The sequence below is a fragment of the Clostridium sp. genome (genome assembly GCF_050717545.1).
GTDB lineage: Bacteria > Bacillota > Clostridia > Clostridiales > Clostridiaceae > Clostridium_AD.
Genome location: NZ_JBOITN010000021.1, coordinates 1 through 10,610, shown reverse-complemented (window position 1 = coordinate 10,610; position 10,610 = coordinate 1). Strand labels below are relative to the sequence as shown.

12 protein-coding genes, 1 tRNA gene and 1 other RNA gene are annotated in these 10,610 nt (G+C 31.3%); all 14 read right to left on the bottom strand.

The window, feature by feature from the left end:
- Window positions 1–676 precede the first annotated feature (676 nt).
- The 14 genes from ACREVX_RS05225 to ACREVX_RS05160 all read right to left on the bottom strand — a co-directional run bounded on the left by ACREVX_RS05225 (window position 677) and on the right by ACREVX_RS05160 (window position 10,348).
- Window positions 677–931, bottom strand: coding sequence for a pro-sigmaK processing inhibitor BofA family protein (locus ACREVX_RS05225; protein ID WP_431543114.1), 255 nt, complete (start codon window positions 929–931; stop codon window positions 677–679).
- 24 nt (window positions 932–955) lie between these two features.
- Window positions 956–1,207 (bottom strand): DUF2508 family protein, encoded by a 252-nt coding sequence (locus tag ACREVX_RS05220; protein WP_431543113.1) that lies wholly within the window; start codon window positions 1,205–1,207, stop codon window positions 956–958.
- 87 nt (window positions 1,208–1,294) lie between these two features.
- A complete protein-coding gene (gene recR, locus ACREVX_RS05215) occupies window positions 1,295–1,891 on the bottom strand; it encodes a recombination mediator RecR (protein ID WP_431543112.1) in 597 nt (198 codons plus the stop codon).
- A 73-nt stretch (window positions 1,892–1,964) separates the two neighbouring features.
- Window positions 1,965–2,297 (bottom strand): YbaB/EbfC family nucleoid-associated protein, encoded by a 333-nt coding sequence (locus ACREVX_RS05210; RefSeq protein ID WP_431543111.1) that lies wholly within the window; start codon window positions 2,295–2,297, stop codon window positions 1,965–1,967.
- Window positions 2,298–2,487: 190 nt separating this feature from the next.
- Window positions 2,488–4,104: a DNA polymerase III subunit gamma/tau gene (gene dnaX / locus ACREVX_RS05205; protein ID WP_431543110.1), complete on the bottom strand. Its 1,617-nt coding sequence runs from the start codon at window positions 4,102–4,104 to the stop codon at window positions 2,488–2,490.
- 82 nt (window positions 4,105–4,186) lie between these two features.
- An RNA gene (ffs, locus tag ACREVX_RS05200) (signal recognition particle sRNA large type) lies at window positions 4,187–4,450 on the bottom strand.
- Between the two features lie 10 nt (window positions 4,451–4,460).
- Window positions 4,461–4,550, bottom strand: a tRNA-Ser gene (locus ACREVX_RS05195).
- Between the two features lie 183 nt (window positions 4,551–4,733).
- A complete protein-coding gene (gene lgt / locus ACREVX_RS05190; RefSeq protein WP_431543109.1) occupies window positions 4,734–5,501 on the bottom strand; it encodes a prolipoprotein diacylglyceryl transferase in 768 nt (255 codons plus the stop codon).
- 265 nt (window positions 5,502–5,766) lie between these two features.
- Window positions 5,767–7,170, bottom strand: coding sequence for a PTS fructose transporter subunit IIC (locus tag ACREVX_RS05185; protein ID WP_431543108.1), 1,404 nt, complete (start codon window positions 7,168–7,170; stop codon window positions 5,767–5,769).
- A gap of 77 nt (window positions 7,171–7,247) precedes the next feature.
- Window positions 7,248–7,694 (bottom strand): PTS sugar transporter subunit IIA, encoded by a 447-nt coding sequence (locus tag ACREVX_RS05180; protein WP_431543107.1) that lies wholly within the window; start codon window positions 7,692–7,694, stop codon window positions 7,248–7,250.
- Window positions 7,695–7,710: 16 nt separating this feature from the next.
- On the bottom strand, window positions 7,711–8,640 hold the full coding sequence (pfkB, locus tag ACREVX_RS05175; RefSeq protein ID WP_431543106.1) for a 1-phosphofructokinase: 930 nt from the start codon (window positions 8,638–8,640) through the stop codon (window positions 7,711–7,713).
- A 14-nt stretch (window positions 8,641–8,654) separates the two neighbouring features.
- Window positions 8,655–9,416 carry a DeoR/GlpR family DNA-binding transcription regulator gene (locus ACREVX_RS05170; protein WP_431543105.1) on the bottom strand — a complete coding sequence of 254 codons (762 nt, stop codon included), beginning with the start codon at window positions 9,414–9,416 and terminating at the stop codon, window positions 8,655–8,657.
- A 251-nt stretch (window positions 9,417–9,667) separates the two neighbouring features.
- A complete protein-coding gene (locus tag ACREVX_RS05165; RefSeq protein ID WP_431543104.1) occupies window positions 9,668–9,889 on the bottom strand; it encodes a (2Fe-2S)-binding protein in 222 nt (73 codons plus the stop codon).
- 18 nt (window positions 9,890–9,907) lie between these two features.
- Entirely contained in the window at window positions 9,908–10,348 is a 441-nt protein-coding gene (locus ACREVX_RS05160; protein WP_431543103.1) for a nucleoside deaminase, read from the bottom strand.
- Window positions 10,349–10,610: the final 262 nt, after the last annotated feature.

The window sequence follows — 10,610 nt, the reverse complement described above, 5'->3', positions numbered from 1 at the left end:
CGCCAGCGTTCGTCCTGAGCCAGGATCAAACTCTCAATTTAAAAGTTTACACTTTTTAACTAAAATAATTAATCTGCGATAACTGTTAAGTTAATTCGCAAGCTCATTACATACTTTTTAGTCTTACAACTAATATTACTTTTCTATAGTAATTGACTGGTTTAGCAAAATATTATTTTGCTAAGTTTACCTATTTCTCTGTTTAATTTTCAAAGACCAATTTGCTTTGCCATCAAGTGACGACTTCTATTATTTTACTAGGTATTTCTTGTTTTGTCAACATTAATTTGAATTTCTTTTGAATATATTTTAAATCACGATATGTTAACTCATTAATCTTGACCTTTATCGCTGCTTACGAGCTTCGACAAGGAATATTTTATCATAGAACCTTTCCTGAATAATTAAATTCAAAGTAATTAAAATAAGACAGGTTTCGCATTCTTGAATTCTTAAACTTTATCGCTATATCTCTTGTATTGATACACCAGGATAGTTATTCTTCTAATTATTAAAAGCTTCCACATATAATAAGTATTCTCCTTAGTATGCTATAAATATACCGTCCTATACATTTAATTATAAAAACAAAAGTAATATAACCTTTTAATAATTAAAGGTCATATTACTTTACTCTAAATGCATTCTTGCATATGTCATCATCAATGTAAATATATCACATTAAATATTTAAAAACTATTAAAAATATTACTCCTGGTACCCCTAAAAATCCTGCAATAAGTGCAGATATGGCATTTATAGGTACATCTATATTTATGTATTGTCCTAAAAAATTTACAAGTAGCAAAAGTAAGACACCACAAACACAATTAAATAATAATTTAACTAATATTTTTAGTGGCCAAGAAAATAGCTTTACCACGATTACCATTGCTACTATGCCAATTATAAAATATAATATGTTTTCCATATTAAGGTTCACCCCTATTTTGTTTTATCTGTTAATAATATCTAACTCCTCTATCATGGAACTAGCGTCAATAGTTACTCCTTTTCTTCTAGCTTCCAATAAAAAGTATATGTATCTAGCTCTAGATTGATCTTCCCTATAAATTGCATAGTCTATAAGTTTAGGATCATCTACAACTTGAAAGTACTTCCTCGCACCTTCCCACTCAAACTTTGCTTCTTCTAAACACATAATAATATCTTTTTCATCCTCAGTGTACTTTCGAGTCGAAAACAATATTTCAATTATTCTTTTTCTATTAATAATAAAAACCTCCCATTTTATATCTTTTCTTAATTCTTGACATAAAACAGGAGTAATATTCTATATTTCTTTTCTTCCTTCTAAAGCCTTAGAGAGGGTAACCTCATCTATATATTCTAAATCTCCACCAACCGGGATACCATGAGCAATTCTTGTAACTTTAGCGCCTAGTGGTTTTAATATTTTAGATATATACATAGCTGTAGCTTCTCCCTCTATGTTTGGGTTAGTAGCTACTATTACTTCATCAACGTCTCCATTGATTCTTCTTATAAGTTCTCTTAACTTTATATCCTCAGGACCCCGTCCTGCCATTGGTGATATTGTTCCATGCAAAACATGATAAACCCCATTAAATTCTCTAACTCTTTCCACTGTCATAATATCTTTTGGATTTTCAACTACACAAATGATTCTCTTATCCCTATTAGGATTAGAACAAATTGGGCAAGGGTCCGCTTCTGTAAAGCTTCCGCATACAGAGCAATACTTTATGGTTCCCCTAGCTACAATTAACGCCTGGGCAAACTCATCCACTTCTTCTTTAGGAAGATTTAATACGAACAAAGCAAGTCTTTGAGCTGTTTTCTTCCCTATACCTGGGAGTTTTGCAAATTCTTCTATTATTTTTTCTATTGCTACTGGATAAAAATCCAATTTAGTCACCTCATAACAATGTAATTTTTATAATACTACTAATTAAATCATCTCCTGGGTCGCTGAAATGTCGTTAAAACATTCCTGGCATGTTCATTCCGCCTGTCAATTTACCCATTTCATTACTTGATTCATCTTCTGCTTTCTTTAATGCTTCGTTACAAGCACTCATAATTAAATCTTCAAGCATTTCAATATCATCTGGATCTACTACTTCTGGTTTTATCTTTATTTCAACAAGTTGTCTCTTTCCATTAGCTACTGCAGTTACTGCTCCGCCTCCAACAGATGATTCAAATTTCTTGTCTCCTAAATCCTTTTGCATATCTTCCATTTGTTTTTGAAACTTTTGAGCTTGTTTCATTAAACTATTCATATTTCCACCTGGAAATCCGCCTTTTGCCATAATAATAACCTCCTAAATATTTTAGTTGTTCAATTTAATATTGTTATATTTATCTGCTCTAGATTTGTAACCAATAAATTTCATCAATTTATAAGGACATATATTTCTAACCTATTACAACTTCTCTATACTATTATATACTAATACCTATAATAATTTCCATTAAACAAGTAAATATTTTTTACTTCATTTACTCATCTAGTATTTCAACAAGATCTTCTCCAAATGTATCTTTTAATATATCCTCAGGTGATCTAACCTCTACTTCATCAGATTCTATAGTATATTTTATTTTTACCTGCTCTTTAAGTGATTCAGAAAATATCTCTTCTATTATATTTCTATTTTCTTCTTTCTCAAGTCTAATTTTATTAAAGGAAAATTGTTTTTCGTAGCCAAGTTCTATTACCCCACCATCGCAGGATATAATTTCACCTGTCATTAAAGATGCGTAAATAACCATATGTCTTCGAGCTTTAAACATGTCTAAAATATCTTTAAATGATTTTTTTACTAGTTCTACAGTTAACGTAGAATTAGCATTATGCTTTTGAATTGGTCTTATTTGTGTTTTTTTATTTGTGACATTTTCTTTTTTAGATGCGCTCTTCTGCGTAGCCCTTGGCGTAACACTTTCACAAGCAACAGTTATTTTTCCTTGTTTCACTATTTCTTCAAGCTTGTTTATTCTAGCTAAGAGTATTTCTTTTGAAGTGTCATATTCTATTTTACACATCTTAATGACTGCAAGCTCTAAATAAATTCTATTTTGTTTACTCCACTTAGCTTGTTCCTGTGCATCTTGTAATATCTTTATATTCCTCATGATTTCTTCTACTCTTATTTTAGCTGCTTGTTTTTTTAAAATATCTATATTTTCAGTGGACATATCTAAAATTTCCTCTACATTTTCGCTTACTTTCGCCATCAAAAGATCTCGCATATGAGTAGTCATATCTTTTAAAAATACATATATATCCTTTCCACTAAAAACTATCTCATTTATAACTTTTATTGAGCCTTCAATATTTCTATCTATTACGCTATCTGTAAGCTTTGTAATACTCTCTGATGTTACGAGTCCTAACATTTCTATAACATCATTATACTCTACCCTGCCGTCATTCATTGATATTGCTTGATCTAGAACGCTTAAAGCATCCCGCATTGCTCCATCAGAAACTCTTGATATTAACTTTAAACTATTATCATCTACAGAATTTCCCTGCTTTAATACTATTTTTCTAAGTCTATCAAATATGTCAGAACTTTTTATTCTTTTAAAATCAAATCTTTGACACCTTGATAATATAGTTATTGGTAGTTTTTGAGGATCAGTTGTAGCTAATATAAATATTATATTACTCGGTGGCTCCTCGAGAGTTTTTAGGAAAGCATTAACTGCCCCTATAGATAACATATGAACCTCATCAATGATATATACTTTATACTTAGCTTCCTGTGGTGGATATGCAACGTCTTCAATTATATCACGGATATTATCTACTCCATTATGAGATGCCGCATCAAGCTCTGTAACATCTATCGCTGTTCCTGCATTTATTTTATTACACATTTCACATTCATTGCAAGGCTCTCCATGATCAGAATTTGTACAATTAACTGCTTTAGCTAATATCTTAGCTGTTGAGGTTTTTCCCGTTCCTCTTGTACCACATAAAAGGTATGCATGAGCTATTCGCTGTCCATTTATTTGATTTTTTAAAGTTATAGTCACATGCTCTTGACCTACTACATCTTGAAAAGTTTTTGGTCGCCACTCTCTATACAAAGCTTTATATGACACAATTTTCACCTCTTTTCATAATAATATTTATTAGATAAATAAAAAAGATGCCTTCACAGGCATCTTATAATTCTTTTGTAGACCGTACACCTCGCTTTGATAAATAAACTATGCTCGTTACCTATATAGTTAGCTCAAACCAGGTTAGTCCACGGCACATGAAAGGTTTCACTTACCGCTGCTTCCTTCCAGATCTGACGGGGTTCATGAATTTCCATTGCGTGGGACCCAATTATCAACACCACTTATATAGGGCAGCCACACATTTTATAACCTAAGCGAGGAATTCACCCCTGCTGTAGCGGGTTGCAGGTACAGGGCACCGCTAACTCCCCAGCTAGTACGGAAATATAAACTGGTGGAAAAAGAGGGATTCGAACCCTCGGTAGAGTCGCCCCTACACACGCTTTCCAGGCATGCTCCTTAAGCCACTCGGACATCTCTCCATAAAGTTCTTTAAATTTTATATACACACAAGTAGTGCGACATTAATAATTATACTATTAATAAATAGTAATTTCAATAGTTATTTATTAAAATATTATGAAAATTTTCAAAAACACTAATAACTATTATATTATATTTCTCAATCTACTTATATATATACATAATTTATTATTTTTTAAAAATTAGTAATATGAATGTCTTTTTTTATGATTAATTATAATAAATATAATCCACATAACAACTCCTGCTAAGCTTATTAGCTGAGCCACCCTAACACCTCCAAACATCAAACTATCAGTTCTTAGTCCTTCTATAAAGAACCTTCCTAATGAATATAATCCTATATAGGTAAAAAATACCATTCCTTTCTTAAGTGGTTTTGTTAATAAGTAAAGTAGTACTAAACATACCATCACATTCCATATTGATTCATAAAGAAATGTTGGATGATAATATACTCCATCTATTAACATTCCCTTTTGCACAAAACCCGGAAATTTACTTATAAATGCTTGAGTTACCGGTCCACCATGAGCCTCGGAATTAAAAAAATTACCCCATCTTCCTATAGCTTGAGCAATAATTATAGATGGTGCCGCTACATCTACATACCTAAGTAAACTCTCTTTTTTATATCTTGTATATATAAATGCTGTTATCATACCAAATATAATACCACCGTGAATAGCTAGACCACCTTGACGAATATTAAACACTTGAATTAAATTATCTTTATATTGATCAAATTCAAAAATAACATAATAAGCTCTAGCTCCAATTATAGCTACTGGGAAAGATATTAGTACAATATTTAAAAACTCATCATAATCTAGATTTTTTAATTTGCAAGTAAAATTCGCAAGTATAATTCCGATCATCATTCCCATTGCAATAAGAATGCCGTACCATCTGATATCTAATCCAAATATATTAAAAGCTATTGGATTCATAAGTAACTCCTCCTTTTATATTAATTTTTAAGCATTTAGTTATAGCTTAACTATTTAAAAATCAAATTTTATAATTAATCTTATATAAGTGTGTCTTATTATTATAAAAAAGTAAAGATAAATATTCAATACACATCATTAAATATTTATCTTTACACGTAAAATTCACTCCAAGGCTAGAAAACTTAAATGTTTTGCTTTCCTCGGAGTGAGTTTAATTTTAAAAACTAATACTTATTAATTCATGTCTTGAGGAGCTGTAGTATTAACTATTAATACCATTGTTAACATTACTCTCATTTTTAACAACAACATCCTTCTTTAATACTGAAACCATAATACCCGTTACTATAGTACCCGCTAGTATTGCAATTATATATCCGCCTAAATTAGTAACTGCATGAGGGATTAATAATATAAATATACCACCATGGGGAGCTACTATTGCTGATTTAAACAACATAGATAATGCTCCGGTAACTGCAGCACCTACCATTGTTGAAGGTATTATTTTAAGTGGATCTGCTGCAGCGAATGGTATTGCACCCTCTGTTATAAATGCAGCCCCTAATGCCCAAGCAGATTTACCTGATTCTCTTTCTTCTGGCGTAAATTTCTTTTTTGATATAACTGTTGCAAGCGCTATTCCTAGTGGAGGAGCCATTCCTGCAGCCATTACCGCAGCCATTATTGCAGAACTAGGCGCCAATGCCAAAGTTGATACTCCAAAAGTATACGCTGCTTTATTAAATGGTCCACCCAAATCAAACCCCATCATAAGTCCAAGAATAATTCCAAGGACTGCTGAATTAGTTCCGTTTAAATTAGTTAGCCAAGCTGATAGTCCTGTATTTATAGCACTTACAGGTTTTCCAATAATAAATACCATTGCGATCCCTACTATTAATGTAGATAAAACTGGCAAAATTATAACTGGCATTAAGCCTTGTAATGATTTTGGTAATTTTATTGTTTTCTTTAAGAAAACTACAGTATAACCAGCTAAGAAACCTGCTGCAATTCCTCCTAAAAAGCCTGCACCTAAAGTTGAAACAAGCATTCCGCCAACCATACCTGGTACAATACCTGGTCTATCTGCTATAGAGAATGCTATAAACCCTGCAAGTATTGGATACATAAGTCCCATGGAAGCGCCACCAATGTCCTTTAATGCAGCAGCTATAGATCCTTCTTGTTCAAAAGCATGTATTCCAAAAGCAAAAGAAAGTGCGATTAAAATACCACCAGCTGCTACAAAAGGAATCATATAAGAAACCCCTGTCATAAGGTGCTTATAAATACCCTTTTTCTCAACCTTGTTTCCTTCTTTTGTTTCATTAACATCTTCTGAACTAATTTTATTTTCAAGTTTTATATCTATTGCTTTCTGGATAAGCCCCTTTGCATCTTTAATTGCATCTTTTACCCCAACTTCAATTATAGTCTTCCCCGCAAAACGCTCCTTTGAAACGTTAGTATCAGCTGCAATTATTACTACTCTTGCTTCACTTATATCTTTCTGCGTCAATTGATTTTCTGCGCCTACAGATCCCTGAGTTTCTACTTTAATATCTTCGCCCATTTCTTTTGCTGCCATTTCAAGAGCCTCAGCTGCCATATAAGTATGCGCTATTCCTGTTGGACATGAAGTTATTGCTACGAATTTCATATATATTCCCCCTATTAATTTGAATTTTTTATTATATTTTTTGTAACCTTATAAAAAATATAGAAAACATATAATGTCTATTGACCAAGTAAAGTAATTATTTCTTCAGGACTAGTAGCTTTCATTAAGCTATCCCTTAATTCCTTATGCATAAGTTTTCTAGATATTTGGCCTAATATTTTCAAATGCTCATCACTTGATTTTTCTGGTACTGCTATTAAAAAGAATAGGTGCGCTAGCTCATCATCCATAGACTGATAGTCAATACCTGCTGTGCTTCTTGCGAACAGTAATGCAGGTTCTTTAACTCCACTGCTTTTACCATGAGGAATAGCTATTCCCATACCTATACCTGTTGAAAATTCTTTTTCTCTAGCTGTTACAGCTTTTATATATTTATCTATATCTAGTAACTTACCATCATCATCCAATATTTTTGCCATTTCTTTTATTACATCTTCTTTTGTTTTACTCTCAAGTTCAAGTTTAATTAGGTTAACATTTAATAATTCAGTTATATTCATTAATAATCATCCCTTCTTATATGTATTTTATAGTTATTTGTTTTTTTAATTTTTCTATGTCTTCAATTCTTCCTGTTTGTGTTCCTTCAGTCATTACATTAGCTGTACTTGTTGCACATACTAGTTTTATAGCTTCTTCAAAACTATAGTCATTCTCTACTGCTATTGAAAGTGCTGCGACCATAGAATCGCCTGCCCCAACCGTACTTTTAACTTCTACCTTTATTCCTTTTACCTTTACTACCTTATCGTGACTTATGAACATCGATCCTTCTGATCCCAGCGATATTACTACATATTTTACTCCGTACTCCAATATTTTTTTAGCAGTTTTTATAACCTGCTCTTCACTTTTAATTTCGATATCAAATGCTTTTTCAAGTTCATCAATATTTGGTTTTACAATGTAAGGGCCAGCTTTAATTCCATGCAGTAACATTTCACCATCTGCATCTAATATAACCTTACCGCCCCTACTTTTTACATCCTTAATTATTTCGCCATATATACTGCTGGAAACTCCACCTGGAACGCTTCCTGAAAGAATTACTAAAGACTTTTCATCACAATATTTCATAATTTTTTCTTTTATATCAATACTATACTTATGTTCTAAGTTAGGTCCATTCTCATTTACATCTGTATGAGTACTGTTAACCTTATCAATAATCTTTATATTGGTTCTAGTTTCACCTTTAACAGATAAAAAATCATTTTTTATATTTGAAACATTTAAATATTCTTTTATTAAATCACCACTATTTCCACCTAAAAAACCGAGAGCTAAGCTTTCATGATGAAGTTCCTTAATAACTTTTGATACATTAATACCTTTGCCTCCAACATCAACTCTTGTAGACACAATTCTATTAACGTTGCCAATTTTGAAATCATCAATTTCAATAGTTTTGTCGAGTGCTGGGTTTAAAGTAACTGTTATAATCATTTTTTCACCACCATTTATTTTGTTATAATAATTTTTACATCTTTTTCTTCAAACTTTTCTAATAATTTCTCATCTAATTGATCATCTGTAATTATGACATCAACATTGTCTATATCAACTATTTTAGAAAATGAAACCAAACCAAATTTAGTATGATCACACACCACTATAGTTTGTTTTGCGATTTTTATCATTTCGAGTTTTGTATTAGCTTCGTTAATATTGGGAGTTGTTAATCCATTTGTGATACATATACCATTTGTACCTATAAAAGCTTTATCTACTCTGAAATTTTTAAGTAAATTATCTGCCACTGGTCCAACCATTGCTCTAGTTTCCCATCTCAATGTGCCTCCAATAACAATTACCTCTACATCTCGCTTTTTTAGAAGTTCATATGCTATATCCAAGGAGTTTGTTAAAACCGTTATATTTTTAGCCAATATATTTTTAGCAATACTTAGTGTCGTAGTCCCTGCATCTAATGCTATTGTATCACCATCCATTATTAATGATGCAGCAAATTTTCCAACAGATTCCTTCTCATCATAAAACTTATCAATCTTTTCTGAAAAAGTGGGTTCAAACTTAGTATTATCATTTAATATTGCCCCTCCATGCACTCTTTTAATTAGTTTGTCTTCCTCTAATTCTTGAAGATCGCGTCTAATAGTAACCTCTGAGACTTCATATTGTTGCGATAAATCACATACTTTTACCTTGCCATATTTGTTTAAACTATCTAATATTTTTGATTTTCTTTCTTCTGGAAACATACTTTTTAATCTCCATTTTATCATATTTTAATTCTAAATGTTCGTTTATATTCGTTTATTATTTCATTTGCTTTCGCTTATGTTCATTTTAATATATTTTGATAACGATGTCAATACCATAAAAATATTTATTTTAAATTTTCTTGTAAATAAATATACCTATTACGCTCAATTAAATAGGACTAAAATAAACAAAAACAAAACCACTTGGCTTTGTTTTTGCTATATAAATATATATTACTTTTACTATCTTATTTTTCTTTCTCTAATTCTTGTTTTAAAATTTCCTCTATTTTAGGAGTACATCTATTTCCCTTGCATCCACCTGATCCGGACCCTGTAGCTTTTTGAATTTCACCTATTGTTCTTGCACCATTATATATAGCTTTTTTTATTATAGATCTTGGAATTGCTTTACATAAACAAACTTTAGTAAGTTTATCCATTATATCACTATTTAAATTGTTTTCCATATTTTTTTCTCCTTTAATTCATCTTCTATCTTTAAAGAAATCAGTAAGTAAACTACCACATTCCTCATTGTATAACCAATTTATTTCTGTCCAGTGATTTAAATGATCATTTTGAATAACATTAATTATAGAGCCACAAGCTCCTACACTCGGATCAAAAATACCTATATACAACTTTCTGAGTCTAGACTGTAATATAGCCCCTGCGCACATGGGACACGGTTCGAGTGTTACATACATGTCACACCCTGTTAATCTCCAACTCCCTGTTATAGCGCAGGCTTTTTTTATTGCTAAAACTTCCGCATGAGCAGTTGCATCTTGAAGCGTTTCTCTTAAATTGTGCGCTCTAGCAATTATTTCATTATCTTTAACTATAACGGCGCCCACAGGTACCTCATTAAATAATAATGATCTCTTAGCTTCCTTTAATGCTTCATTAATAAAATCTTTTTCCATACGTTCCCCTTTAATATACAAATTATTATTTACTAATAATTCTTATCGATTGTATTATACTTCTGAGTTAACATATTATCAATACATTTATATTAAAAATATATTTTATAAATCCTATAACTGTTTTAGGTCAATAATCAAGTAGGTAGAAGTTGGAAATAAATTTCCGACTTCTTTCCTCTTACAGAACCGTACGTGCGGACCCCGCATACGGCTCCTGGCAAAACTAATAAATTATTTATTCATAATAATTTGACAAGAC